Below are 23,775 nucleotides of genomic sequence, written 5' to 3'. Positions count from 1 at the left end.
GATGCCTGTCTCCACCTCGGTTCCGGACGAGGGCGTGGCCGTCGTCACCGTCGACTACGCCCCGGTCAACGCCCTGCCCGTGCGGGGGTGGTACGACCTCGCGGACGCGGTGCGCGCCGCGGGCCGCGATCCCGGCGTCCGCTGTGTGGTCCTCGCCGCGGCCGGCCGGGGGTTCAACGCGGGCGTGGACATCAAGGAGATGCAGCGCGACCCCGGCCACGAGGCCCTGATCGGCGCCAACCACGGGTGCTATGAGGCGTTTTCCGCGGTGTACGCCTGCGAGGTCCCCGTCGTCGCGGCCGTGCAGGGGTTCTGCCTGGGCGGCGGCATCGGTCTGGTCGGCAACGCGGACGCGATCGTGGCGAGCGACGACGCCACCTTCGGCCTGCCCGAGCTGGACCGCGGCGCGCTCGGCGCCGCGACGCATCTCGCCCGCCTGGTGCCCCAGCACCTGATGCGCGCGCTGTACTACACCTCGCGCACGGCGACGGCCGCCGAGCTGCACGCGCACGGCTCGGTGTGGCGGGTGGCCCCCCGCGCGGAACTGCGCGCGGCGGCCATGGAGTTGGCGCGCGAGATAGCCCGCAAGGACGGCACGCTGCTGCGCCTGGCGAAGGCCGCGATCAACGGCATCGACCCGGTCGACGTGCACCGCAGCTACCGCTTCGAGCAGGGCTTCACCTTCGAGGCGAACCTGAGCGGCCTCGCGGCCCGCATCCGTGACGGCTTCGGCGGAGCGAACCCGACACACGAGCGGGAACCGACACAGGAACAGGGGGACCCGGCATGAGCGGCAACGGCAACGGCAACGGCAACGGCAACGGCAACGGCAAGATCATGACGCCCGACGCGATCGTGGGGCGCCTGGAGAGCGGCATGACGCTCGGCATCGGCGGGTGGGGCTCGCGCCGCAAACCGATGGCCGTGGTGCGGGCGCTGCTGCGCTCGGACGTCACGGACCTGACGGTGGTGGCGTACGGCGGCCCGGACGTCGGGCTGCTCGCCGCGGCCGGCCGGGTCCGCAAGCTGGTCACGGCGTTCGTGACGCTCGACTCGATCCCCCTGGAGCCGCACTACCGCGCGGCCCGCGAGCGCGCCGCCTCCGAACTCGTGGAGCTGGACGAGGCGATGTTCATGCAGGGCCTGACGGCCGCCGCCCAGCGGCTGCCGTTCCTGCCGGTCCGCGCGGGCCTCGGCTCGGACGTGCTGCGCGTCAACCCGGGCCTGCGGACGGTGACGTCGCCGTACGAGGACGGCGAGGAGCTGGTCGCGGCGCCCGCCCTGCGCCTGGACGCCGCCCTCGTCCACCTGAACCGCGCGGACCACCTGGGCAACGGCCAGTATCTGGGCCCCGATCCGTACTTCGACGACTTGTTCTGCGAGGCGGCCGACACCGCGTACGTCACCTGCGAGCGGATCGTCGACACCGCGGAGCTGACGGCGCACGCGGCGCCGCAGACCCTGCTCGTCTCCCGGCACGCGGTGACGGGCGTGGCCGAGACCCCCAAGGGCGCGCACTTCACGTCGTGCGCGCCGGACTACGGCCGGGACGAGTCCTTCCAGAGGGAGTACGCGACGGCGGCACGCACTCCGGAGACCTGGGCGTCCTTCCACACCCGCTTCCTCACCGGCAGCACCGAGGAGGACTACCAACTCGCCGTCCAGGACTGGCACAAGGAGCAGCGATGACGACCCCCACCACCGTCACCCGCGCCGATTACTGCGTGCTCGCCTGCGCCGACGCCTGGCGGGGCGACGGCGAGGTGCTCGCCTCGCCCATGGGCACGGTCCCGTCGATCGCGGCGCGCCTCGCGAAACTGACGTTCGCGCCCGAGCTGCTCCTGACGGACGGCGAGGCGCTGCTGATCGGGGACGTGCCCGCGGTCGGGGCGCGGTCGGCGGTCACGGAGGGCTGGCTGCCGTACCGCCGCCATCTGACGATGACAATGGGCGGCAGGCGGCACGTGATGATGGGCGCGAGCCAGATCGACCGCTTCGGCAACCAGAACATCAGCTGCGTCGGCGACTGGCGGCGCCCGTCCCGCCAGCTCCTCGGCGCCCGCGGCGCGCCCGCCAACACCCTGAACAACCCGGTCAGTTACTGGATCCCCCGGCACTCGCCGCGCGTGTTCGTCGAGCGCGTCGACATGATCTGCGGGGTGGGGTACGACAGCGCGGCCGCGGCGGGCCCGTCGGCGACGCGCTTCCACGAGCTGCGCCGGGTGGTCTCGGACCTCGGCGTCTTCGACTTCGCCACGCCGGATCACGCGATGCGCCTGGTGAGCGTCCACCCCGGGGTGACGGCCGACGAGGTCCGCGAGGCCACGGGGTTCCCTCTCGCGATGTCGGACGAGGTGCCGCCCACCCGCGAGCCGACCCCCGGCGAACTGCGGCTGATCCGTGAGGTGGTGGACCCCTCGGGCCTGCGCGAGCGCGAAGTGCCGACGGCATGACGCCCGGCCCACGGCCGGTGCCGACCGGCCCCCGGACGGCGCTGACGCGCCTCGTCGGCGTACGCCACCCGATCGTGCAGACCGGCATGGGCTGGGTGGCGGGCCCGCGCCTGGTCTCGGCGGTGGCGAACGCCGGCGCGCTGGGCATCCTCGCCTCCGCGACGATGACGCCCGACCAGCTCCGCTCGGCGGTGCGGGAGGTCAAGTCCCGTACGGACGCGCCGTTCGGCGTGAACCTGCGGGCGGACGCGGGGGACGCGCGCGAGCGGGTACGGATCATGATCGACGAGGGCGTCCGCGTGGCGTCCTTCGCGCTCGCCCCCTCGAAGGACCTGATGGCGGAGCTCAAGGACGCCGGTGTGCTCGTGGTCCCGTCCGTCGGGGCGCGGCGGCACGCCGAGAAGGTGGCGGCGTGGGGCGCCGACGCGGTGGTGGTGCAGGGCGGCGAGGGCGGCGGCCACACCGGCGAGGTCGCCACGACGGTGCTGCTGCCCCAGGTCGTGGACGCCGTCGGCATCCCGGTGATCGCCGCGGGCGGCTTCTACGACGGCCGGGGCCTGGTCGCGGCCCTGGCCTACGGCGCGGCGGGCGTCGCCATGGGCACGCGCTTCCTGCTCACGGCGGAGTCGACGGTGCCGGACGCGGTGAAGGCCCGCTATCTGGCGGCGACCGTCAAGGACGTCACGGTCACCACGCGCGTGGACGGTCTCCCCCACCGGATGCTGCGCACGGACCTGGTGACGGCCCTGGAGCGGTCGGGCCCGCTCCGGTCCCTGACCCGCGCCGCGCGCCACGCGGCCGCGTTCCGCCGTGTCTCCGGCACGAGCTGGCCGCGTCTGCTCCGCGACGGCGTGGCGCTGCGCCGCGGCAAGGACCTGACGTGGAGCCAGGTCCTGCTGGCCGCGAACACGCCCATGATGCTCAAGGCGGCCATGGTGGACGGCCGCACGGACGCGGGTGTCATGGCATCGGGCCAGGTGGCGGGCCTGATCGAGGATGTGCCTTCGTGCGCGGCGCTGATCGCGGGGATGGTGCGGGAGGCGGAGGAGACGCTGGCGCGGCTGCGGATCAACGGTGCGTGCTGAGGACGGGGGCTATCAGCCCGCACCCGGGGGCCATTTCAGCACGCACCGGGGGATATTTCAGCACGCACCGGGGAGTATTTCAGCCCGCACCGGGGGGGGGTATTTCAGCCCGTCCGGCGTTTGAGGACGAGGCCGAAGGCCGATACGGGGGTCCGGGGGCAGAACCCCCGCGGCGGCGCCCCAGGACCACGTCCAGGAAACCTACGCGCCGGCCAACTCCCGCTCGCCCCAGGCCACCAACCCATCGGCCCCGCAAGCCCGCGCGAGGGCGATCCCCCGCTCCAACTCCTCCACCGCGCCGGAGGCGATCCCGTACTCGACGCGGGCGACCGCGTGCTCGTACGCGCACGGCGAGGCTTCCAGATACGTCACGGCCTTCGCGTACAGGGCAACGGCACGCGTCCCCTTCTCCAGCGCCGCCGCACACCTGATCGCTTCGCCGATCGCCGTGTCCGTCCCGAACCGCTCGGCCTGCACGCGTGCGTCGGCGACCAGGTCGGCGGCGCGCCCCGGATCCTCGTCGGCGAGCGCGCGGGCGAGGTCGTACGCCCATGGTGCGAGCACGGTGTTGTACTGGCCGCGTGCCGTCAACGCCTTGGCGGTGGCCTCCAGTTCATTCAGGCCCTCTTCCCGGTGGCCGAGCGCGAGGAGCAGCCGTCCGCGTACGGACATCGCGTCGGGTACGTAGATCGTGGAGGCGGACGGTGGCGCGAAGCCGTAGCGGTCGGCGACGGACCTGGCCTGCTCGGCGTGGCCGCGGGCGAGCAGCGTGTCGATGAGCATGCTGGCCGCCTCCCAGTGCATCGGGAGGCCGCCCTGGCCCACGCGGTCGGCGAGCCGCAGGCTTTCGCGCAGCGACTTCTCGGCGTCCCTGAGCCGTCCGCGCCTGCGGTGCACATAGCCGAGGAAGGCGTGCGCGAGCGCGAGGTGGCCGCCGCTCCAGCCCGCCGTCTCGTACGCCCTGACGGCCTCCGTGAACAGGCTCTCCGCGCGGTCGAGCCGGTCCGCGAACGCGTACGACCCGCCGAGCATCAGGCGCAGTTCGAAGCTCCACTCGGCGTCGGTCCAGCCGAGTCCGGGCGCGAGCCGGCCGTTGACGAGGGCGCGGTCGCACAGCTCGACGACCTCTTCGGCGTTCTCCCCGCGGGTCATCGCGTCGAAGGCGCGCAGGATGAGCAGCGCGCGCTCGGCGTTGTCGCGGCCGGCCAGCGGACCGGCGAGCGCGGCGAGCCGCCGGGAGCGTCCCGGTGAGTCCTCCTCGCCCGCGTGGATGCCCTCCCACATGTAGTGCACAGCCTTGAGCCGCAGCTGGGCGGGGCCGTCCTGGAGCTTGGCGGCCTCCTCGTCGATGGCGCGCAGACCTTCGCCGAGCTGGTCGTTGTGCACCAGCGCCTGGGAGAGCCTGCACACGGCGTCGACGCGCAGCTCCTGGCTGAGGCCGGTCATCGACAGGGCCTCGCGCAGGTGCCCGATGGTGGTGACGGGTGAGGTGAGCAGGGTGGCGCAGCCGAGTTCGTAGAGCACGTGGGCGTGCACCTCGGGCCGGGGCGGCTCGCGCAGGGCCCGCTCCAGGCAGCGGCGGGCCGCGTCGGGCGCGCCGACCGCGAGGTGCTCGGCGGCGGCTTCGCGGAGCTGTTCGACCACTTCGCGGTCGTCGTCCGGGTGGACTTCCAGGAGGTGGCGGGAGGCCGCGGCGTGGCCGCGCCCGGAGCGGGTGACGGCCCAGGCGGCCCGGCCGTGGAAGGCGGTGCGGGTGGCGGGTGGGATGGAGCGGTAGACGGCGGTGGCGATCAGCGGGTGCACGAACTCCAGGCCGTCGTCGCCGCTGGTCATGATGCGGGCGGTGTGCAGCCGCTCCGCGCACCGCCTGGCGTCGTCCACCGGCATGGGGATGAGCGAGGCGGCGAGCTCCACCGAGATCGCGGAGCCGAGGATGGCCGCGGACCACGCGAACTGGGTGACGTCCGTGCCGAGTTCCTGGATGCGCGCGACGAGGCCGCGCCCTCGGGCGGAGCGGTTGAGGGCGCGCAGTTCGGCGGCGGAGCTCTCCACCGGCTCCATCTCGCTGTCCTGCACCTTGGCGAGCAGTTCCACCGACTCGTACGGATTGCCGCCGGTGACCGCCCAGACTTCGCGGCAGAACGGGGCGTCGGCGTGCTCGCCGAGGGTGGCGCGGGTCAGGCCGGCGGTGGCGTCCGGGGTGAGGGCGCGCAGGGGCGTCGTGGGGCGGGCCGCGTCACCGATCCGCTTGAGGTGGCGGGCGCTGTCGCCGGTGGCCTCGCCCGGCTGGTGGGCGACCACGACGAGCACGGGCAGGTCGTCGAGGCGCTCGGCGAACGCGGCGAGCCAGCGCAGCGTCTCCTGGTCGGCCCAGTGCGCGTCGTCCACGATCAGGACCAGCGGCCAGTGCACGCGGGCGAGGCGGGAGACCACGTCGACGAGGCCGTCGCACACCGCCTGCGGCTCGGGCCGCCCGCTGCCGGGGTCGGTGATGCCGAGCGCGGGGCCCGCGATGTCGTACCAGTCGCCGAGATATTCGCGGGCCTCCTCGGGCGAGAGCGAGACCAGGACCGGTTGCAGGAGTTGTCGTACGACGTTGAAGGGCACCGACGTGACGGTCTCGCCGCCGCGGGCGACCAGCACCCGGGCGCGGCCCTGTGCCATGCGGCGCACTTCCGCGAGCAGCGCGGTCTTGCCGATGCCGGCCTCGCCGCTGAAGACGAGCAGGCTGCCTTCGGTCGTCATGTCCGAGCACAGCGCGGACATCGCGTGCTCGGCTGCGGCGAGTTCCGCGTCGCGCTCCCACAGCGGGGCCCAGACGCCACCTCCGGGCCGTCCCTGCGTCATCGCGCTACCTCCCGGGGTCGCTCAATCGACGTACAGAACTTGAGACTAGCCGGGTCGGGGCCGTCGCGGAGCACGGTCCGCGCAGGTACTCCCACAAGGGGTGACAGGCTGTCATATGCCAGTCCCTCCTGGGGCCGCGGGGGCGGCGCGGCGGGGCGGCGCCGGGACGTCCGCGCGGGCGGCCGGTGGTGGTTACAGGCGTTCGATCACAGTGACGTTGGCCTGGCCTCCTCCTTCGCACATCGTCTGGAGGCCGAACCGGCCGCCGGTGCGCTCCAGTTCGTGGAGCAGGGTCGTCATCAGCCGGGCGCCGGTGGCACCCAGAGGGTGGCCCAGGGCTATGGCCCCGCCGTTGACGTTGACGCGCCCGGCGTCGGCGCCGGTCTCGGCGATCCAGGCCAGGACGACTGGTGCGAAAGCCTCGTTGATCTCGACGAGGTCGATGTCGTCGAGCGTCAGGCCGGTCTTCTTCAGGGCGTGCGCCGTGGCGGGGATGGGCGCGGAGAGCATCCGGATCGGGTCCTCGCCGCGCACGGAGAGATGGTGGATCCGGGCGCGGGGCGTCAACCCGTGGTCGCGGACCGCCCGTTCACCGGCCAGGAGCAGCGCGGCGGCGCCGTCGGAGACCTGGGAGGAGCAGGCGGCGGTGAGGGTGCCGCCGTCCATGACGGGCTTCAGGCCCGCCATCTTCTCCGCCGTCGTGTCGCGGCGCGGCCCCTCGTCGGCGGTGACGCCCGCGAGGGGGGCGAGTTCGCGGTCGAAGCGGCCCTCGTCGGCGGCGCGCAGGGCCCGTTGGTGGGAGGCGAGTGCGAACTCCTCCATGTCCGTACGGGAGATGCCCCATTTCTTGGCTATCAGCTCGGCGCCGTGGAACTGGTTGACGGGCTGGTCCCCATAACGTGCGCGCCAGCCCTCGCTGCCCGCGAACGGGCCCTCGGTCAGCCCGAGGGGGGCGGCGGCCTGCCGGGACGCGAAGGCGATGGGGATCATCGACATGTTCTGGGTGCCGCCCGCGACGACGAGGTCCTGGGTGCCGGAGAGGACGCCCTGGGCGGCGAAGTGCAGGGCCTGCTGGGAGGATCCGCACTGCCGGTCGACGGTCACGCCCGGCACTTCCTCGGGCAGTCCCGCGGCCAGCCAGCTCGTGCGGGCGATGTCCCCGGCCTGCGGTCCCACGGTGTCCAGGCAGCCGAAGACGACGTCGTCCACGGCGGCCGGGTCGACGCCGCTGCGCTCGACGAGCGCCTTCAGGACGTGCGCGCCCAGGTCGGCGGGGTGCACGGCGGCGAGGCCGCCGCCCCGCTTGCCGACGGGCGTGCGGACCGCCTCGACGATGTATGCCTCGGCCATGGCTGCGTACTCCTCGCGGTCTTGGCGCCGTGCGGGACGGCGCGGTCTCGGCACCGCGGACGACGGCGCGGGTCAGGTGGTGCGTACGGCGATGCCGTCCAGGACCATCGACAGGTACTGGCGGGCGATCTCCTCGGGGCTGTGGCCGCCGCCGGGGCGGTACCAGGACGCGGCGACCCACACGGTGTCGCGCACGAAGCGGTAGGCGAGGCGGATGTCCAGGTCGGCGCGGAAGACTCCTTCGGTGACGCCGCGCTCCAGCGTCGTCAGCCATGCCTTCTCGAACCGCTGCTGGGACTCGACCAGGTACTCGAACCGGGTCTGGGTGACCAGGTGCTTGGACTCCTTCTGGTAGATCGCGACGGCCGAGCGGTGCCGGTCGATCTCCCGGAAGGACTCGGTGACGAGGGCTTCCAGGGTCTCGCGCGGGCCGAGCGGCGCGGACAGCACGCCGTCGTACCCGTCCCACAGCTCCGTCAGGAACGTGCGCAGGATCTCTTCGAGCATCGACTCCTTGGAGTCGAAGTGGTAGTAGAGGCTGCCGGCGAGCATGCCCGCCGCGTCCGCGATCTTGCGGACGGTCGTGGCGTTGTAGCCCTGTTCGGCGAAGACGTCCGCGGCGATCCTCAACAGTTCTTCGCGCCGCTCGGGCGAGGGGGTCACCGGGGGCTTCTTCTGCTGGTGCTGCTGGTTCTTTTTCGGCACATGGTCATTGTCCGCCTAGGGGTGCCGGCTGCTGACGGAGACCGTCTCCCCCGTCATGTACGAGGAGTAGCCGCTGGCGAGGAAGACGATGACGTTGGCTATCTCCCAGGGCTCGGCGGCGCGCCCGAACGCCTCGCGCGCGGCGAGCTCGTCGAGCAGCTCGCCGGAGGTGACCTTGGCCAGGTGCGGGTGCAGGGCGAGGCTGGGCGCGACGGCGTTGACGCGGATGCCGTGGGGTGCGGCCTCGAGGGCGGCGCAGCGGGTGAGGGCCATGACGCCGGCTTTCGCGGCCGCGTAGTGCGCCTGGCCGGGCTGGGCGCGCCAGCCGAGCACCGAGGCGTTGTTCACGATGACGCCGCCGCTGCCGGTGGCGCGCAGGCGGCGCAGGGCGGCTCTGGTGCAGCGGAAGGTGCCGGTCAGCGTGACGTCGATGACCTTGTCCCACTGCTCGTCGGTCATCTCCGTGAGCTCCGCGGTGCCGCCGAGGCCCGCGTTGTTCACGACGATGTCCGGCCCTCCGTGGTGCCGCTCCGCGAGGTCGAACAGCTCCCGGACCTGGGCCTCGTCCGTCACGTCGCAAGGGGCGCCGTGCACGCGCCCGGCGCCGAACTCGTCCGCGAGCCGCTCGACCGTCTCCTTCGTGCGGCGCGCGTGCGCGTCGCCGATGACGACGCGCGCGCCCTCCTCCAGGAAGCGGCGCGCGGTGGCGCCGCCGATGCCGGCTCCGGCCGCCGCCGTGACGACGGCCGTGCGGCCCGCGAGCAGTTCATGCCCCGATACGTACTCAGGCGTGTGCATCGGCGGCCTCCCCTCTTCCCTCGTTCCCACCCTCGACGGCTGCCCCGTACCAAGGTAATCTACCAAACACTTGTTAGGGAAGAGCTTTCCGCCGGAACTCCGAATCCCAAGAGGTGGGCCGCTGATGGACCTCGACTTCACCGCAGAGGAAGGGGAGTTCAGGCGGCGGGCGCGCGCCTGGCTGGCCGCGCACGTCCCGGCGGAGCCACTGCCCTCGCTGGAGACCGAGGAGGGCTTCGCCGCCCATCGCGCCTGGGAGGGCGAGCTCGCGGCGGACCGCTGGTCGGTGGTGTCCTGGCCCGAGGAGTACGGCGGGCGGGCCGCAGGAATGGTCGAGTGGCTGCTGTTCGAGGAGGAGTACTACGCGGCGGGCGCCCCGGGCCGCGTCTCGCAGAACGGCATCAGCCTGCTCGCGCCGACGCTCTTCGGCCACGGCACGGCGGAGCAGCGCGCGCGGGTGCTGCCGCCGATGGCGCGCGGCGAGGTGATCTGGGCGCAGGCGTGGTCGGAGCCGGAGTCGGGCTCGGACCTGGCGTCGCTCAGGTCCACCGCCCGGCGGGTGCGCGGCGGTTGGCTGCTGAACGGGCAGAAGACGTGGTCGTCGCGGGCCGCGTTCGCCGACCGCGCGTTCGGCCTGTTCCGCAGCGACCCGGAGGCCGGCCGGCCGCACCGGGGCCTGACGTATCTGATGTTCCCCCTGGACGCGGACGGCGTCACCGTGCGGCCCATCGGCCGCCTGGACGGCAAGCCCGCGTTCGCCGAACTGTTCCTGGACGACGTGTTCGTGCCCGACGAGGACGTGATCGGCGAGCCCGGGCAGGGCTGGCGGATCGCGATGTCCACGACGGGCGACGAGCGGGGCCTGACGCTGCGCTCCCCCGGCCGTTTCCTCGCGACGGCCGGGCGGCTGCTGCGCGCGTGGCACGCGCACGGCGACCCGGCGGACACGGCGCTGCGCGACCGGGTGGCCGACGCGCTGATCGAGGCGCGCGCGTATCAGCTCTTCACCTGGGCCAACGCCTCACGGTTCGCGGCCGGTGAGCCGATCGGCGCGGAGTCGAGCCTGAACAAGGTGTTCTGGTCGGAGCACGACATCGCGGTGCACGAGACGGCGCTGGATCTGCTCGGAACGGAGCCGGGCGACTGGACGGAAGGGTATGTGTTCGCGCTCGCCGGGCCGATCTACGCGGGCACCAACGAGATCCAGCGCGACATCATCGCCGAGCGGCTGCTCGGCCTGCCGAAGGGGCGCCGGTGATGCGGTTCCTCCTGGACGACGAGCAGCGGGCGTTCGCGCGGTCGCTGGACGGCATGCTGACGGCGGCGGACACACCGGCGGCCGCGCGGGCCTGGGCGGCCGGGGAGCACGCGCCCGGCCTCGCGGTGTGGCGGCGGCTCGGCGAGGCCGGGGTGTTCGCCCTCGCGGCTCCCGGGGAGTACGAGGGCGTGGGACCGCTGCCCGTCGAGACGGCCGTCGCCTTCGTGGAGGTGGGGCGGCACGCGGTGCCCGGCCCCGCCGTCGAGACCGTGACGGCGGTGGCCCTCCTGTCGGGCCTGGCCGAGCTGGGAGTTCCGGGGCCCGCCAAACGGCTCCTTCCCGCGCTCGTCGACGGCGGGACGTGCGCGACGCTGACGCTCACCGGCACCGGCACCGGCACCGGCACCGGCACCGAGCCGCATGCCCTGGACGCGGACGCCGCCGGGGTGCTGCTCGCCGCCGGGGACGGGGAGGTGCGGCTGGCGCCCGGGCACACGGACCTGCGGGGGTCCCTGGACCCCGCGCGGCGGCTCGGCCGGCTCCTGCCGGACGGGGAGGTGCTGGCGTCCGGGGACGCGGCGGACGCCGCCGCCCGGTGCGCCCTCGACTGGGCGGCGCTCGCGACGGCAGCCCAGTGCCTGGGGATCGGGTACGCGCTCTTGGACCGGACCGTGGCGTACGTGAAGGAGCGGACGCAGTTCGGGGTGCCGGTGGGCTCGTTCCAGGCGGTCAAGCACCGGCTCGCGGATGTGCTGGTGCGGCTGGAGTTCGCGCGGCCGCTGGTGTTCGGGGCGGCGGTGTCCTTGCGGGACGGGGACCGGTCGGCCGCCGATGTGGACCTAGCGGCGGCCAAGGTGACCGCCGGGGAGGCGGCATACGACGCGGCGCGGGTGGCGCTCCAACTCCACGGGGCCGTGGGGTACACGGCCGAGTACGACTTGTCCCTGTGGCTGCTGAAGGCGCGGGAGCTGCGGGGTGCCTGGGGCGGGGCGGGGATGTGGCGGGGACGAGTCCTGAGGAGGGCGGGCGGAGGGTGAACGGGCGTCACCCTCGCGCCCCCGGCGGAACCTCGGCGCCCCCCGGCGGAACCTGCGCGGCCGGAAGCGTCCGCCCCAGGCGGGCCAGCGGGGAGAGCGCCATCAGCACCGGGGACGCCAGCATGCCGAGGGCCGTCACCAGGAGCGCGGTGCGCGGCCCCCATGCCTCCGCGAGCCGCCCGCCCAGCAGCGAGCCGAGCGGGGTCAGCCCCATGCCGACGAACGTGATCGTCGCGGCCGCGCGGCCCTGCATCCCGTCCGGCGTGACGGCCTGCCGGACCGCCATGACCGTGACGTTCACCAACTGGCCGAAGACCCCGAAGACGAAGTTGACCGCGAGCAGCGCCGGGACCGTCACGGCCGCGGGACCGTGCAGCGCCGGCACGCACAGCAGCACGCCGTCGCCGAGCGCCGCGGCGCCCACGAGCACCGTCCCGTACCCGAACCGCCGCGGCAGCCGGGCCGCCAGCAGCGAGCCCAGGAGCGCGCCCGGCCCCGTCGCCGCGAGCGCGAGGCCGATACCGGTGCCCGACAGCCCCAGGTCCCGGGGCAGAAAGAGCAGGTACCCGGTCATCAGGGCGGCGAAGGAGAACTGGAAGGCGGCCGAGGCCAAGCCCACGGCGCGCAGCGAGGGATCGCGGACGACGAAGCGGAGCCCTTCGTGGATCCGCCGCCAGACCCGCGCGGCGGATCCCGCCCCTTCTACACGGTCCGCACGCTCCATCCGCCCCGGAACGGATTCGCCCCGGCGGATCCGGCGGATCGACAGAAAGGACACCGCGAAGAACACCGCACCGGCCGCGGCCCCCACCGGCGCCGACAGCACGGACACCAGGGCCCCGCCGAGGGCGGGGCCGCCGATCTGGGCGGCGGACCGGCTGCCCTCCAACGCGCTGTTGCCGCGCAGGAGTTGATCGCGGGCCACGAGACGTACGAGCGACGCCTGGTAGGCCACGTCGAAGAACACGGACAGGGTGCCGACGACGAAGGCGACCGCGAGCAGCAGCGGCAGACCGGCCGCGCCGAGCACGGCGGCCACGGCGGCACCGCCCAGCGCCAGCGCACGCCCGGCGTCCGTCAGGACCATCACCGTGCGGGTGCGCCACCTGTCCACCCACGCGCCCGCGAGGAGCGCGAACAACAGGATCGGAGCCTGTCCCACCGCGCGCAGGGTGCCGAGTTGGGCGGCATCGGCGCGCAGGGTGAGCACGGCCACGAGCGGCAGGACCACCAGGCTGGTGTGTTCACCGAGCTGCGAAGCGGTCTGGCCGAGCCAGAGCCGGCGGAAATCACGGTCCCGCCAGGGACTCGGGGAAGCGGAAGGAGCGGAAGAAGCAGCGGAAGGAGCGGAAGAGGCAGAACGGGCGGACGGCACAGAGACCCCTGAGGACGGCCGGAGACAAGGCGACCCCGCCCGGCGACGAACGCCTCAGGCAGGGACAGGCTCGCTGTGCCACACGCGGGGGCGGCACGCGATGACGGGCCGCACACGGCCCACACGGTCACCGCGCGCCAGAACGACCGGGCGTCTCCAGACTCCTCATGCACGCATTCTCCCAGGGAACGGGAAGGAAGCCCGTCCGGCGATTGAGGACGAGCCCGAAGGGCGATCGACACCAGCCCCGTCCCAGGGGACCCTTGTGGCCGACCCCGGGGGCCCCGCACAGTGAGAGACGGAGACCAATGCGAGTGATCGGCCTGATGTCCGGCACCTCCCACGACGCCATCGACGCCGGTGCCGTCGACCTCGCCCTCGACGGCGACACCCTCCACCTCACCCCCCTGGGCGTCATCAGCCGCGCGTACGACGGCGATCTGCGCGCCGCCCTGACCGAAGCCCTGCCGCCGTCCCGCACCACCCTGGCGGACGTCTGCCGCCTGGACACCCGCATCGGCCAGGCATTCGCCGCGGCCGCGACCGAGGCCGACCGGGAACTGTGCGACGGCCGCGCCGAGTTGGTCGCCTCGCACGGGCAGACCGTCTTCCACTGGGTGGCCGAGGGACGGGTGCACGGCACGCTCCAGATCGGTCAGCCCGCGTGGATCGCGGAGGCCACGGGCCTGCCCGTGGTGGCCGACTTCCGGCCGCGCGACGTCGCGGCGGGCGGCCAGGGCGCGCCGCTGGTCGGCCTGGTCGACCAGCTGTGGCTGCGCGGCCGCCCCGGCACCCCGGTCGCCCTGAACCTGGGCGGCATCGCCAACATCACCGCCCCGGACGGCACCGCGTTCGACACCGGCCCGGCCAACGCGCTGATCGACGCTGCGGTGCGCGAGCTGACGCCCCAGGGCCGCCAGCGGGGCCTGGCGTACGACAGGGACGGCGAGATCGCCGCGCGCGGCACCGTGCACGGCGCTCTGCTCGCCCGCCTGCTCGCCGAGCCGTACTACGCGCTGCCCGCACCGAAGACGACGGGCAAGGAGCTGTTCCATCCGGCCTATCTGCGCCGGGCCTTGGAGGGGTACGAGACGCTCGCTCCGGAGGACGTGGTCGCGACGCTCACCCGGCTCACGGCGGTGACGGTCGCCGACGCGGTGCGCGCGGCGGGGGCGAGCGAGGTCGTCGCCTCCGGCGGCGGGACCCGCAACCCGACGCTGATGGCGCTGCTGCGGAGCGAGCTGGGGACGGGCGTGCCGGTGCGGCGCTCCGACGAGTGGGGGCTCGCGTCGGCGGCGAAGGAGGCGTACGCCTTCGCGGTGCTCGGCTTCCTGACGGTGCACGGGCTGCCGGGCACCGTCGCGGCCGGGACCGGCGCGCGGCACGCGAGCGTGCTGGGTTCGGTCACTCCGGGGCGTGCGGGGCTGTGTCCGCCCGGACTCACCCAGGGCGCGCGGCCGCCTCGGCGGCTGGTCGTCGACGGCAACTGACCGGCGGGGAGCCGAACCGCACGGCACGAACCCCGAGCCGACCGCACGCCGTTGGCCGGAAAGCGCCGACCCCTCTCATCCCCCTTTCACGCGGTGCTCATACGCTGACGCCCATGACGCACGCGACTCCCCCGGGCTGGTATCCCGACCCCGGGCAGATACCTGGTGCCCCGCCGTCCGAGCGATGGTGGGACGGGACCATGTGGACGGAGCACGTCCGCGCACCGGGCGGGGCCTCCCCCACCGCGCCCACATCGCCCGCCTTCTCCGCCTACCCGCAGCAGCCGCCGGGGCCGGCGCGGCGCCGGATGCGTACGGCCGTCGTCGTCGGAGTAGCCCTCGCGGTGCTCGCGGGCATAGGGGGCGGCGTGTACGCGCTGACCTCGGGCGACGACGATGACGGCGACGACAGCGCCAAGTCCCCCGCCCCCACCGCGCCTTCGGAGCCCGGCAAGGGCGGCGGCAGCGAGGAGCCCGACGGCCCCGGCGGCTCCCGGTCGCCCGCGCCGTCGGACGGGCCGCCGACCGAGAAGGGGTTCGCCACCGACGCCGCGAGCGGCATCAGCATCCCGGTCCCCGACGGCTGGCAGGGCACGTCGAGCGGGCGCGGCGCGAGCGTCACCACCGGCAAGTACCCGTGCCCGGGCCACACCGCGACGACCTGCGTGCGCGGCGGCGCGTTCTCCGCCCCCGCCGTCGCCCTGAAGGTCAAGGAGACCGACCCGGAGGCGGCCGCCAAGGCGGACATCGAGAAGAACGCCGAGGAGTCGTACGGCGGCAAGATCTACGGCGGCAAGCTGGTGTCCCACAAGCAGCTCGCCGCCAAGTCGGTGACCGTCGCCGGGAAGAAGGGCTATCTGGTCCGCTGGAAGGCGGTCAACCGCAAGGGGCCGGACGGCTATGTGCAGTCCCTTGCCTTCAAGTCCCCCGCCGACGACATGACGATGGTGCTCGTGCGCTTCGGCATCGACGACCACGACGAGGCGCCGTCGGTGTCGTACATGGACAAGATCACCAAGGGCATCAAGGAGGCCCGCGGCGGCGGCGCGGGCGGCGACGGTCAGCAGGTCTGACGCCGGCAGCTCCTGGGCGCGGTGGTCCGGCGCCGGGGAGAGCCGAGTCCCGGCAGGTACGGAGCCGGGCGGATACGACCCGTACGTGGGGGTGCGGGGAGCCGGTGCCGGGCGGGCCGAGTGCGATCAGCCCGCCCGGCTCCGGGAGGTGCGCCGCCCCCGTCCCCACGGTGCGGCGCCCGGCGGGCCCGGTCCGGTCATCCCGCGGACCGGGGCCCGCGTTCAGGTGGCCGGGGCGTCCCCGCCGGGTCCCTCTGTCAGCCCGAGGACCGGCAGCAGTACCGCCTCCACGAACCGCGACAGATAGTCCTCGTCCGCGTTCTTGCCCTCCAGGAGCGGGCGTGCGCGCAGCACGCCGAACAGCTGGACCGTGACGAACTCCGCCGCCGGATGGCCCGCGGCGATCTCCCCGCGCGCCACCGCGCGCCGCACGAACTCGTCGATCGCCGCGACCTCGGGCTCCACGAGCGCCTCGCGCAGCGCGTGCTGCAGGTCCTCGTCCTGCAGCACGGCGTGGCTGAGGGCCTGCACGATCATGGTGTCGCGCCAGGCCCAGGTGGCCGCCGCGCGGGCCGCCGCGCGCAGGTCCCCGGCGAGCGAACCCGTGTCGATGCCCGCGAAGCGCACACAGCGGTTGGCGCGCAGCGCGGCCGCCACGAACTGGGGTTTCGTCTTCCACTGGCGGTAGAGCGTGGACTTGCTGCACCGGGTGCGGGCGGCGACGCCCTCCATCGTCACGGCCTCGTAGCCGCTCTCGCGGAGCTGGTCGAGGACCGCGTCGTAGAACTCCTGCTCGCGCTCGGGCGTGATCTTCGAGCGGCGCGACATCGCCTGCTCGCAGAGTTGCTGCTCACGCGTCCGTTCCGGCGGTGTCATCGCTCGTCTCCTCGGTGCGTCGGCCCGGTCGGCTCGGTTCCCGCAGAGCCCGCGAACCCTATCGATACGCCAGTGTACCGGTACGCTCCCGTATCGGTACACTGGCGTATCGATGTGTGGAACAGGAACTCCCTCATCACCGCACCACCCAGTCGTCACGTAAAGGGGCCGGCGGATGGATTCCCGCACCGAGCCTGCGGAACAGGAGCCGGAGATAGCCTCCCGGCAGCCGGACACCCCTGCCCGGCCACCCCTCGTACGCGAGCTGCTCCTCGTCGTCGGACTCTTCCTCGTCTACAAACTCGGCAGGCAGCTCGCCAACGGCCATACCGGCGAGGCGTTCCGCAACGCGCACCGTGTGTGGGACGCCGAGCGGTTCCTGCGCCTGCCCGGCGAGGGTTCCGTCCAGGACGCGCTGCTCAGCGGCGACACCCTCGTCCACGTCGCGAACACGTACTACGCGACCGTGCACTTCCCCGCGACGCTGGCCTTCCTCGTGTGGCTGTACGTCCGCCGCCCCCGGCACTACGTATGGGCCCGGCGGATCCTCGCCGCGCTGACCGCGGCCGCGCTCGCGCTGCACCTCGGCTTTCCGCTGGCGCCGCCGCGCATGCTGGACGTGGCGCGCCTCGTGGACACGGCGCAGGTGTACGGGCCTTCGGTGTACGCCGCCAAGCCCGCGACCGACTCGATGGCCAACCAGTTCGCGGCGATGCCGTCGCTGCACTTCGGCTGGGCGCTGATGGTGGCCGTCGGCCTGATCGTCGCGACCAGCTCGCGACTGCGCTGGCTGTGGCTGCTGCATCCGCTGGTCACGCTGCTGGTGATCGTCGGCACGGCCAACCACTACTGGCTCGACGCCGGCGCCGCGGCGGCGCTGCTCGGCGTCGCGCTGGCCGTGATCCGCCTGCCCCGCCCGGCCCGCTCGCGGGTCGTACGCCGCTCGGCCTCGGCTCCGGCTCCGGCTCCGGCCTCGGCCCCCGCGCCCGCGCCCCAACTCGTCGCCTCCGTCACCGGAGCACCCGCCCCCGGCGGCGACCGGTGAGCGCCACCCTGCTCGCCGTCGCGCTCTCCCTCGTCTCCGCCGCCGCGTACGCCACCGCCGCCGTCGCCCAGGAGCGGCTCGCCGCGCGCATGGCGGACAGCGGCGGCCGGGTGCTGCGGCTGCTCGGCAGTGGCGCGTGGTGGTCGTCGGTCGGCCTGAACGCGGCCGCGGCGCTGCTGCACGTCGCGGCGCTGAAGTTCGGTCCGCTCACCCTGGTGCAGCCGCTCGGCGCGCTCACGCTGGTGGCCGCCGTGCCGCTGGGCGCGCGGCTCGCCGGGCGGCGGGTCACCCGCCTCGAGTGGCGCGGCACGGGGCTGACGCTCATGGGCCTCGGCGCCCTCCTGCTGACCGCCTCGGGGCCCGAGCCCGACGACACGCTGTCGCTGCCGGAGGCGGTGACGGTCGCCGGCGCGACCATGGCGGTCATCGGTCTGCTGTCCCGGCCCGGCACCCGCCCCGGCCTGCGGCACGCGACCGCGTCCGGCTTCGCGTCGGGCGTCGCCTCCGCGCTCACGCAGACCGTGACGGTCGCGGCGACCGACCGCACCGGGCCGCTGCTGAGCGGGCGGGTCGTGGTCGTGGCGCTGCTCGTCGCCGCGTTCGCGGTGGGCGGGCTGCTGCTCTCCCAGACCGCGTACCGCGGCGGCCTCGGCGCGCCGCTCGCCGTCGTGACGCTTGCCAACCCCGTGGCCGCGTCGGCCATCGGCATCGCCCTGCTCGGCGAGCGGCTGCGGGGCGGCCTGGGCGGGGTGCTGCTCGCGGCGGCGGGGGCGGCGGTCGCGGCGTACGGAGTGGTGGTGCTGACGCGGTCGCCCCGCGTCGCACTGCTCGGGGCGGAACAGGCGCCCGCGCGGGACGCCGTCCCCGGGATCGGTCCCGTAGCCGGGACGGCGGGCTCTCTGCCCTCGATTCCCGCACAGGCACAGGCACAGGCCGAGCCGGGCGCTCCGCTCCGAGCCACACCCGCCAAGCAGCCGGGGTGAAGTCGACTTCGACTCCCCCGTGGCGGGCCGGTCACGACGAAGCGACCGCCCCCTCACCGGGAGCGGTCGCTTCCTCCGCGTACGTCGCGTACGAACGCGTCCGCAGCCGTCAGCCGAGACCTCGGGAGTCCTGCTTCAGCGCGGTGTCCACCGTCAGGGCCGTCGCCACGACCAGGCTCAGGAGCGGGTCCGGGAGCTGGTAGTGGATCTGCAGGACGTAGTTGTCCGCCGTGGTGAACATCGTCTTGGCGAGACCTTCCCAGGTCTTCGTGATCCGGGCGACCTCGTTGTCCGACTGGTCGACTATGGAGAAGTTCCAGGCGCGCCAGTTCTCCGCCTTGATCGCGCCGACCTGCTGGCCGTTCACCATCATCGCGAAGTTGATCTTCCCGATGACGTTCTGCTGGACGATCTCACCGACCGGCGAGCCGTCCGGGCGCTCGACGACGACCCGCGACTTCATGAACTTCCGCGGGCGGGTCATGAGCAGCTGCGGCATGCCGTGGGCGTCGCGGATCTCCAGCTTGTGCGTCATGAACTGGTCGACGCTGGCGACGAAGCGGGCGACCTTCTTGAGCGTGCTCTGGCCGACCTGGACGACGGAGCCGAGCTGGTTGCCCGACTGGTCCATGACGCTGTACTCGTTCGTCAGCTCGATCAGCTTGGCCTTCTGGTTCACCACCAGGACCGGCTCGGTGAACAGGGTGCCGCCGCCCTGGGAGGTGGGGGTGACGCCCGCCTGCTGCTGCACCTGGCGCTGGACGCGCGCCGGGTCGGCGGCCGGGGCCGCCTGGCCGGGGGCCTGGAATGCCTGGCCCTGCGCGGGAGCCTGGGCGGGCGCCTGGGCCCCCGCGTCCTGCGGGGCCGGGTTCGTGTGGTCGGTCCACTGCGAGCCGTCCCACCAGCGGAGGAGCTGGGGGGCGCCGTGCGGGTCCGGGTACCAGCCTGCAGGAGTGTTCGAATGCGTTGTCACCCGGGCACACTACCGCGCCCCCCTGTGCGGCTGACCAGCCCCTTGCTGGAGGTGGACCTCCACGGGAAAGGGGCGAAGCCCCATGCGGCGAAGTCTCAGGCGGTGGCGATCGCCGGGTCGCTCACGCCCGCCTGGCCGTTCTCGACGTGTCCCGCGAAGCGCCGCAGGAACCCGGCGTCGGTGTCGGACACCACGGTCAGGTCGTACCACCGCTTGGTGGCGCGCAGGTCCACGACGTGCCGGACGGTCGCGCCGGGCTTGACCTTGAAGGTCTCCTTGTGACCGCCGTAGGCGTTGGTCACCGTCAAGGCGCAGGCGGCAGCCCCCGCGTTGGTGAGGGTCAGCTCGATGTTGCCGCTGACCTTGTCATGGCGGGCGGTCACCTCGGGCCCCGCCTTCTTCCCGGGGTTCTTGAAGGCCCGCAGGAACCCGTTCGGCCCGAAGACGGTCAGGTCGTGACTGCCGCCGGAGTACGCCGAGTTCCACGCGTCGGAGAGCGTCTTGCCGGCCTCGGTGGTGTAGGTCCAGGGCCCGTCGGTGCGGTTGCCGGAGCGGACGTGGAAGCACATGCCAGCCGCGTCGCCACCCCCGAAGGTCAGCTTGAACTTGCCGTCGGCGGGCGTCGCGTGACCGTCCACCACGGGCGCGTACGGCAGCGGACGGGCGGGCCGGGAGCCGCGCTCCTGCTTGGGCAGGGCGGGGTTCGCGGGCGCCTTCGGGAAGTAGTCGGGGTGGCGGTCGTCGTCCGGCGGCTCGTAGCCCGCGGTGTCCGGCAGACCGGCCGGGTCGGTGTCCTTGCCGCTGAAGTCGAACGCGGCCGTCAGATCGCCGCAGACGGCGCGCCGCCACGGCGAGATGTTCGGCTCGCGCACACCGAAGCGCTGCTCCATGAACCGGATGATCGACGTGTGGTCGAGCACCTGCGAGCAGACGAACCCTCCCGTGCTCCACGGCGAGACGACGACCATCGGGACGCGCTGGCCGAGGCCGTAGTGCCCGGCCGCGTACTGGGCGTTGCCCGGGAAGTAGTCCAGCTTCGTGTCGACCGTCGACAGGCCCTGGTTGGCCGACGAGGGCACGTACGGCGGCACGATGTGGTCGAAGTAGCCGTCGTTCTCGTCGTAGGTGACGAAGACCGCGGTCTTGCTCCACACCTCCGGGTTGGAGGTCAGCGCGTCCAGGACCTTCGCGATGTACCAGGCGCCGTAGTTCACCGGCCAGTTGGGGTGCTCGGTGAACGCCTCGGGCGCGGCGATCCAGGAGATCTGCGGCAGCTTGTCCGCCTTGACGTCTGCGGTCAGGCGGTCGAAGAGGCCGTCGCCCGCCTTGACGTCGGTGCCGGTGCGGGCCTTGTCGTAGAGCGGGTCGCCGGGCTTGGCGTTGCGGAAGGTGTTGAAGTACAGCAGCGAGTTGTCGCCGTAGTTGCCGCGGTAGGGCGCGTGCTCGAGCCAGCCCCAGCGGCCCGCCGCGTCCAGACCGTCGCCGATGTCCTGGTAGACCTTCCAGGAGACCCCGGCCTGCTGCAGGCGCTCGGCGTACGTCGTCCAGCCGTAGCCCGCCTCCTGGTTGCCGAGGACCGGGCCCCCGCCCTTGCCGTCGTTGCCGGTGTGGCCCGTGAGCATGTAGTAGCGGTTGGGGTCGGTGGCCCCGATGAAGGAACAGTGGTAGGCGTCACAGACGGTGAAGGCGTCGGCGAGGGCGTAGTGGAAGGGGATGTCCCCGCGCGTCAGATAGGCCATGGTCCGCTCGGACTTCGCGGGGATCCACTGGTCGTACGCGCCGTTGTTGAACGCCTTGTGCCCGCCGGCCCAGTCGTGGTCGAGGCCCGCGATGAACTGCATGCCCAGGTCGTCCGCGTCCGGGTGGAACGGCAGCACTTCCTTGCCGCCGCCCGCCTGGTGCCACACCGGCTTGCCGCTGGGCAGTGTCACGGGCCGGGGGTCGCCGAAGCCGCGCACACCCTTCATGGTGCCGAAGTAGTGGTCGAAGGAGCGGTTCTCCTGCATCAGGACGACGATGTGCTCGACGTCCTCGATGGAGCCGGAGCGGCGCTGCGCGGGCAGGGTCGCGGCACGGCTGATGCTCTCCGAGAGCACCGAGTACGCGGCGGTGCCGCCCGCCAGTTGCATGAAGCGGCGCCGGTTGAGTTCAGGCATGGAGAAATGACCTCGCGTGATGTGTGTGGGGGGACGTGAGCGGGTGCAGTGTGTCAAGGGGAGCGTGTCTACGGAAGGTTTGTGGATGAGATGGAAGGGCCTGTGACGGGGACGTGAAGAGGGGGACAACCTCACAGGCCACGTTGTTGCGGCCGCGTGAAGTCTCCCCGTGCGCGGAATGCCCGCCGCCCCCGCGGCCTTGGGATCGTTGAGGAACGATCTTCAGCGTGAGGGCGAGGGACACATGGCCAAGGCGTACGTATTCACCCGGCACGGCGGCCCCGAGGTGGAGGCCCTCGTCGACCTGGAGCCGCCCGAGCCCGGGCCGGGCGAACTGCTGATCGCGGTGCGGGCGGCGGGCGTGAACCCCGTCGACTTCAGGCTGCGCGGCGGCTACCGCAGGCCGGGCCAGGCGCCCGCCGAACTGCCCGAGGTGCTCGGCAGCGAGGCCGCGGGCGTGGTGGCGCGGACCGGGCCGGGCGTCGAGGGATTCGCCGTCGGGGACGCCGTGTTCGGGTCCACGCTCACCGGCGGGTACGCCGAGTACACGCTGCTGCCCGTGGCGGTCGCCGCGCACAAGCCGGCGGGCCTGTCGTTCGCCGAGGCCGCGACGCTGCCGGTCGCCGCGGCCACCGCTTACGACGGCGTGCGTCAGCTCGCGCTGCCGGCCGGGGCGACGCTGCTGGTCACCGGCGCGGGCGGCGGCGTGGGCGGCAACGCGGTGCGGCTCGCGCGGCACTGGGGGCTGCGGGTGATCGGGACCGCGAGCGAGGGCAAGAAGGACGTCGTCGAGTCGCTGGGCGCGGTCCATGTGGCGCCCGGGCCGGGCCTCGTGGAGCGCGTCCGCGCGCTCGCCCCGGACGGCGTCGACGGCGTCTTCGACCTGGTCGGCGGGGAGCATCTGCGGACGGTCGCCGACCTGGTCGCGGACCGGACGAAGCTCATCACGGCGGGCGGCAAGCAGATCGTGGCCGAGCTCGGCGGCTCCGCCGTGGCCCGGGCCCGGGACGCCGCCACGCTGGAGGCGGTCGCCGAACTCGCCGCGGCGGACGTGCTCCGGCCGCACATCACGGCGACGTACCCGCTCGACCGCGCGGGCGAGGCCCTGCGCACCGTCGAGACCGGCCACGCGCTCGGCAAGGTCGTGATCGAGGTCGGCGTGGTTAGCCCGGTACCCGGGTAACCGGATCGACCGGATCGACCGGATCGACCGGATCGACCGGGACCGGATCGACCGGATCGACCGGATCGACCGGAGAAGAAGAGCCGGAAAAAAGAAAAAGACACCCCTCCGGCCCGATTGATACCTTCCGGATCATGCGTGCCCTAGGTGAGAAAGAAATACGTGCCTCGTTCGTGAACTGCTCCAAGGGCGAGGCCCGGCGCCTCACCCTGCCCGCGGGCTTCACCGGGACGCCCTGGTCCGACCTGGACTTCCTGGGCTGGCGGGACCCCAAGGCCCCGGACCGCGGCTATGTCGTGGCCGAACGGGACGGCGAACTCGTCGGCATCGCGCTGCGTGCCTCCACGGGCGCCCGCCGGTCCATGCTGAAGTCCAGCATCTGCTCGGTGTGCGTGACCCCGCAGGCCGGTTCGGGCATCGCCCTGCTCGTCGCACCGCGCGCGGGCGAGGCCGGGCGGCAGGGCAACTCGGTCGGCCTCTACATCTGCGCCGACCTCGCCTGCTCCCTCTACGTACGCGGCAAGAAGCAGTCGGCCCTGGCCCGCCGCTTCGACGAGAGCCTCACGCCGGAGGAGCAGAACGACCGCACGGTGCGGAACCTCAACGGCTTCCTCGACCAGGTGCTCGGGCAAGACTGACCCGGGCGGTCCCAAGAGCTGCCCGACCGGTCAACCCTTAGCTCTGCCGGGGATCGACCAGTTGCAGGGTCAGGGCGGGCGGCGGCTCCGCGAGCCCGGGGCCGCCCGCCTCGGCCCAGGTGAGGATGTCGTCGAGCGAGGCGTCGTCCAGGGCGAAGCCCACCCAGGCCGGTCTGCCGCCGCGTGAGCGGCCCTCGCGGGAGGGCTGGACCACGACGATGTTGGCCTGGCCGCACGGGCCCAGGCATTCGCTGGTCCGCACCGCGAAACCCCCGCCCGAGCCGGCCGCCGCCGCGCGCAGGCGTGCCAGGTGGCCCGCGTGGTCCGTGCCGGGGTGCTTGCCCGGGTCGCCGCAGCAGCAGCCCCGGCACACCACGAGCGTGCAGGGGCGGGCGGCGGGCGCCGGGGACACGGTGTCCGGGGCGGTGCGGGGCTCGGGCAGCGGCGTGG

Annotated in this window: 22 protein-coding genes; 12 read left to right on the top strand and 10 right to left on the bottom strand. The window is 73.4% G+C overall.

All coding sequences use genetic code 11. The annotated features are described in order from the left end of the window. Position 1 precedes the first annotated feature (1 nt). Genes STRAU_RS35665 through STRAU_RS35650 form a run of 4 tightly spaced genes read left to right on the top strand, consistent with a single transcriptional unit; the run spans position 2 to position 3,538 of the window. On the top strand, positions 2 to 790 hold the full coding sequence (locus tag STRAU_RS35665) for an enoyl-CoA hydratase family protein (protein WP_016645253.1): 789 nt from the start codon (positions 2 to 4) through the stop codon (positions 788 to 790). Next, entirely contained in the window at positions 787 to 1,689 is a 903-nt protein-coding gene (locus STRAU_RS35660) for a CoA transferase subunit A (protein ID WP_016645251.1), read from the top strand. The genes STRAU_RS35665 and STRAU_RS35660 overlap by 4 nt, the downstream gene beginning before the upstream one ends. Then, positions 1,686 to 2,453: a CoA-transferase subunit beta gene (locus STRAU_RS35655; protein WP_016645252.1), complete on the top strand. Its 768-nt coding sequence runs from the start codon at positions 1,686 to 1,688 to the stop codon at positions 2,451 to 2,453. Before STRAU_RS35660 ends, STRAU_RS35655 begins: the two co-directional genes overlap by 4 nt. Next, positions 2,450 to 3,538: an NAD(P)H-dependent flavin oxidoreductase gene (locus tag STRAU_RS35650; RefSeq protein WP_016645250.1), complete on the top strand. Its 1,089-nt coding sequence runs from the start codon at positions 2,450 to 2,452 to the stop codon at positions 3,536 to 3,538. Before STRAU_RS35655 ends, STRAU_RS35650 begins: the two co-directional genes overlap by 4 nt. Before the next feature lie 201 nt (positions 3,539 to 3,739). On the opposite strand, the gene STRAU_RS35645 is transcribed toward STRAU_RS35650, so the two are convergent. The 4 genes from STRAU_RS35645 to STRAU_RS35630 all read right to left on the bottom strand — a co-directional run bounded on the left by STRAU_RS35645 (position 3,740) and on the right by STRAU_RS35630 (position 9,238). Continuing rightward, entirely contained in the window at positions 3,740 to 6,385 is a 2,646-nt protein-coding gene (locus STRAU_RS35645; protein ID WP_016645249.1) for an ATP-binding protein, read from the bottom strand. Positions 6,386 to 6,577: 192 nt separating this feature from the next. Beyond that, positions 6,578 to 7,735, bottom strand: a complete 1,158-nt coding sequence (locus STRAU_RS35640) for an acetyl-CoA C-acetyltransferase (RefSeq protein ID WP_016645248.1) — start codon at positions 7,733 to 7,735, stop codon at positions 6,578 to 6,580. A gap of 72 nt (positions 7,736 to 7,807) precedes the next feature. After that, positions 7,808 to 8,440, bottom strand: a complete 633-nt coding sequence (locus STRAU_RS35635) for a TetR/AcrR family transcriptional regulator (RefSeq protein WP_016645247.1) — start codon at positions 8,438 to 8,440, stop codon at positions 7,808 to 7,810. 15 nt (positions 8,441 to 8,455) lie between these two features. Then, positions 8,456 to 9,238: an SDR family oxidoreductase gene (locus STRAU_RS35630; RefSeq protein ID WP_016645246.1), complete on the bottom strand. Its 783-nt coding sequence runs from the start codon at positions 9,236 to 9,238 to the stop codon at positions 8,456 to 8,458. A gap of 124 nt (positions 9,239 to 9,362) precedes the next feature. Here STRAU_RS35630 and STRAU_RS35625 point away from each other — a divergent pair, with 124 nt between their 5' ends. Both STRAU_RS35625 and STRAU_RS35620 read left to right on the top strand, forming a co-directional pair. Beyond that, on the top strand, positions 9,363 to 10,496 hold the full coding sequence (locus STRAU_RS35625; RefSeq protein WP_016645245.1) for an acyl-CoA dehydrogenase family protein: 1,134 nt from the start codon (positions 9,363 to 9,365) through the stop codon (positions 10,494 to 10,496). Then, positions 10,496 to 11,533: an acyl-CoA dehydrogenase family protein gene (locus STRAU_RS35620; protein WP_037664089.1), complete on the top strand. Its 1,038-nt coding sequence runs from the start codon at positions 10,496 to 10,498 to the stop codon at positions 11,531 to 11,533. The genes STRAU_RS35625 and STRAU_RS35620 overlap by 1 nt, the downstream gene beginning before the upstream one ends. A 7-nt stretch (positions 11,534 to 11,540) precedes the next feature. Here STRAU_RS35620 and STRAU_RS35615 read toward each other — a convergent pair whose 3' ends face one another. Beyond that, a complete protein-coding gene (locus STRAU_RS35615; protein WP_016645243.1) occupies positions 11,541 to 12,908 on the bottom strand; it encodes an MFS transporter in 1,368 nt (455 codons plus the stop codon). Between the two features lie 308 nt (positions 12,909 to 13,216). Between STRAU_RS35615 and STRAU_RS35610 the strand changes: the two genes are divergently transcribed. Then, entirely contained in the window at positions 13,217 to 14,398 is a 1,182-nt protein-coding gene (locus tag STRAU_RS35610; protein WP_037664086.1) for an anhydro-N-acetylmuramic acid kinase, read from the top strand. A gap of 113 nt (positions 14,399 to 14,511) precedes the next feature. Beyond that, positions 14,512 to 15,471 (top strand): DUF2510 domain-containing protein, encoded by a 960-nt coding sequence (locus tag STRAU_RS35605; protein WP_037664083.1) that lies wholly within the window; start codon positions 14,512 to 14,514, stop codon positions 15,469 to 15,471. 222 nt (positions 15,472 to 15,693) lie between these two features. Here the strand turns inward: STRAU_RS35605 and STRAU_RS35600 are convergent, their stop codons facing one another. Further along, complete coding sequence (locus STRAU_RS35600) at positions 15,694 to 16,347, bottom strand: TetR/AcrR family transcriptional regulator (RefSeq protein ID WP_016645239.1); 654 nt, start codon at positions 16,345 to 16,347, stop codon at positions 15,694 to 15,696. A 175-nt stretch (positions 16,348 to 16,522) separates the two neighbouring features. Here STRAU_RS35600 and STRAU_RS35595 point away from each other — a divergent pair, with 175 nt between their 5' ends. Next, the gene (locus STRAU_RS35595) at positions 16,523 to 17,392 is read left to right on the top strand and encodes a phosphatase PAP2 family protein (RefSeq protein WP_016645238.1); all 870 of its coding nucleotides are present in this window, start codon (positions 16,523 to 16,525) and stop codon (positions 17,390 to 17,392) included. After that, entirely contained in the window at positions 17,389 to 18,375 is a 987-nt protein-coding gene (locus tag STRAU_RS35590; RefSeq protein ID WP_016645240.1) for a DMT family transporter, read from the top strand. Before STRAU_RS35595 ends, STRAU_RS35590 begins: the two co-directional genes overlap by 4 nt. A 109-nt stretch (positions 18,376 to 18,484) precedes the next feature. Here the strand turns inward: STRAU_RS35590 and STRAU_RS35585 are convergent, their stop codons facing one another. Then, complete coding sequence (locus tag STRAU_RS35585) at positions 18,485 to 19,348, bottom strand: LURP-one-related family protein (RefSeq protein WP_016645237.1); 864 nt, start codon at positions 19,346 to 19,348, stop codon at positions 18,485 to 18,487. 95 nt (positions 19,349 to 19,443) lie between these two features. Next, the gene (locus STRAU_RS35580) at positions 19,444 to 21,504 is read right to left on the bottom strand and encodes a phosphocholine-specific phospholipase C (RefSeq protein WP_016645236.1); all 2,061 of its coding nucleotides are present in this window, start codon (positions 21,502 to 21,504) and stop codon (positions 19,444 to 19,446) included. Between the two features lie 244 nt (positions 21,505 to 21,748). On the opposite strand from STRAU_RS35580, the gene STRAU_RS35575 reads away from it, so the two are divergent. Then, entirely contained in the window at positions 21,749 to 22,687 is a 939-nt protein-coding gene (locus STRAU_RS35575) for an NADP-dependent oxidoreductase (RefSeq protein ID WP_037664082.1), read from the top strand. Here STRAU_RS35575 and STRAU_RS42690 read toward each other — a convergent pair. Beyond that, positions 22,668 to 22,823: a hypothetical protein gene (locus tag STRAU_RS42690; RefSeq protein ID WP_016645234.1), complete on the bottom strand. Its 156-nt coding sequence runs from the start codon at positions 22,821 to 22,823 to the stop codon at positions 22,668 to 22,670. The genes STRAU_RS35575 and STRAU_RS42690 overlap by 20 nt on opposite strands. On the opposite strand from STRAU_RS42690, the gene STRAU_RS35570 reads away from it, so the two are divergent. Further along, positions 22,822 to 23,325: an FBP domain-containing protein gene (locus tag STRAU_RS35570; protein ID WP_016645233.1), complete on the top strand. Its 504-nt coding sequence runs from the start codon at positions 22,822 to 22,824 to the stop codon at positions 23,323 to 23,325. The two genes, STRAU_RS42690 and STRAU_RS35570, sit on opposite strands and share 2 nt — an antisense overlap. A gap of 37 nt (positions 23,326 to 23,362) precedes the next feature. Here STRAU_RS35570 and STRAU_RS35565 read toward each other — a convergent pair whose 3' ends face one another. Beyond that, entirely contained in the window at positions 23,363 to 23,737 is a 375-nt protein-coding gene (locus STRAU_RS35565; RefSeq protein ID WP_016645232.1) for a hypothetical protein, read from the bottom strand. Between the last annotated feature and the right edge of the window lie 38 nt (positions 23,738 to 23,775).

The organism is Streptomyces aurantiacus JA 4570 (genome assembly GCF_000414115.1).
Classification (GTDB): Bacteria; Actinomycetota; Actinomycetes; order Streptomycetales; family Streptomycetaceae; genus Streptomyces; species Streptomyces aurantiacus_A.
This window is presented reverse-complemented; position numbering and strand designations above follow the sequence as displayed.

What these genes read in the sequence shown, in the direction of transcription:
- STRAU_RS42690 (WP_016645234.1), bottom strand. Translation starts at nt 22,823, where the DNA reads ATGATCCGGAAGGTATCAATCGGGCCGGAGGGGTGTCTTTTTCTTTTT.
- STRAU_RS35570 (WP_016645233.1), top strand. Translation starts at nt 22,822, where the DNA reads ATGCGTGCCCTAGGTGAGAAAGAAATACGTGCCTCGTTCGTGAACTGC.
- STRAU_RS35630 (WP_016645246.1), bottom strand. Translation starts at nt 9,238, where the DNA reads ATGCACACGCCTGAGTACGTATCGGGGCATGAACTGCTCGCGGGCCGC.
- STRAU_RS35660 (WP_016645251.1), top strand. Translation starts at nt 787, where the DNA reads ATGAGCGGCAACGGCAACGGCAACGGCAACGGCAACGGCAACGGCAAG.
- STRAU_RS35610 (WP_037664086.1), top strand. Translation starts at nt 13,217, where the DNA reads ATGCGAGTGATCGGCCTGATGTCCGGCACCTCCCACGACGCCATCGAC.
- STRAU_RS35620 (WP_037664089.1), top strand. Translation starts at nt 10,496, where the DNA reads ATGCGGTTCCTCCTGGACGACGAGCAGCGGGCGTTCGCGCGGTCGCTG.
- STRAU_RS35580 (WP_016645236.1), bottom strand. Translation starts at nt 21,504, where the DNA reads ATGCCTGAACTCAACCGGCGCCGCTTCATGCAACTGGCGGGCGGCACC.
- STRAU_RS35650 (WP_016645250.1), top strand. Translation starts at nt 2,450, where the DNA reads ATGACGCCCGGCCCACGGCCGGTGCCGACCGGCCCCCGGACGGCGCTG.
- STRAU_RS35595 (WP_016645238.1), top strand. Translation starts at nt 16,523, where the DNA reads ATGGATTCCCGCACCGAGCCTGCGGAACAGGAGCCGGAGATAGCCTCC.
- STRAU_RS35640 (WP_016645248.1), bottom strand. Translation starts at nt 7,735, where the DNA reads ATGGCCGAGGCATACATCGTCGAGGCGGTCCGCACGCCCGTCGGCAAG.
- STRAU_RS35605 (WP_037664083.1), top strand. Translation starts at nt 14,512, where the DNA reads ATGACGCACGCGACTCCCCCGGGCTGGTATCCCGACCCCGGGCAGATA.
- STRAU_RS35645 (WP_016645249.1), bottom strand. Translation starts at nt 6,385, where the DNA reads ATGACGCAGGGACGGCCCGGAGGTGGCGTCTGGGCCCCGCTGTGGGAG.
- STRAU_RS35575 (WP_037664082.1), top strand. Translation starts at nt 21,749, where the DNA reads ATGGCCAAGGCGTACGTATTCACCCGGCACGGCGGCCCCGAGGTGGAG.
- STRAU_RS35625 (WP_016645245.1), top strand. Translation starts at nt 9,363, where the DNA reads ATGGACCTCGACTTCACCGCAGAGGAAGGGGAGTTCAGGCGGCGGGCG.
- STRAU_RS35665 (WP_016645253.1), top strand. Translation starts at nt 2, where the DNA reads ATGCCTGTCTCCACCTCGGTTCCGGACGAGGGCGTGGCCGTCGTCACC.
- STRAU_RS35655 (WP_016645252.1), top strand. Translation starts at nt 1,686, where the DNA reads ATGACGACCCCCACCACCGTCACCCGCGCCGATTACTGCGTGCTCGCC.
- STRAU_RS35600 (WP_016645239.1), bottom strand. Translation starts at nt 16,347, where the DNA reads ATGACACCGCCGGAACGGACGCGTGAGCAGCAACTCTGCGAGCAGGCG.